The following is a 227-nucleotide window of genomic DNA, read 5'->3' as shown; positions in this document are numbered from 1 at the left end:
TATTAAAGTAGATCGTTCTAATAATAAATGGGTTGCAACGGCAGATTCTGGAGCATTCTACTTTTCTCCAGATGGTCAGAACACCATATATCACTTTACTGTCGCCAATTCACCCTTACCATCAAATACAATTAAAGATATGTCAATAGACACTGATAATGGTATTGGTTATTTTGCTACTACAAGAGGTTTGGTGTCCTTTAGATCAGGAGGATCAGCCACTAAAG

General features: G+C 37.0%; 1 protein-coding gene. It reads left to right on the top strand.

Annotated features, from left to right (window positions below; genetic code table 11):
• On the top strand, positions 1-227 hold a 227-nt coding region (locus ACRHOC_RS15400; protein WP_431159469.1), incomplete at both ends, for a hypothetical protein.

Origin of the sequence: Winogradskyella poriferorum, from assembly GCF_050618035.1 — a bacterium.
In the GTDB taxonomy this organism is placed as follows: Bacteria; Bacteroidota; Bacteroidia; order Flavobacteriales; family Flavobacteriaceae; genus Winogradskyella; species Winogradskyella poriferorum_A.
The sequence above is the reverse complement of the archived record's forward strand: the minus strand, read 5'-3'. Positions and strand labels throughout refer to the sequence as shown.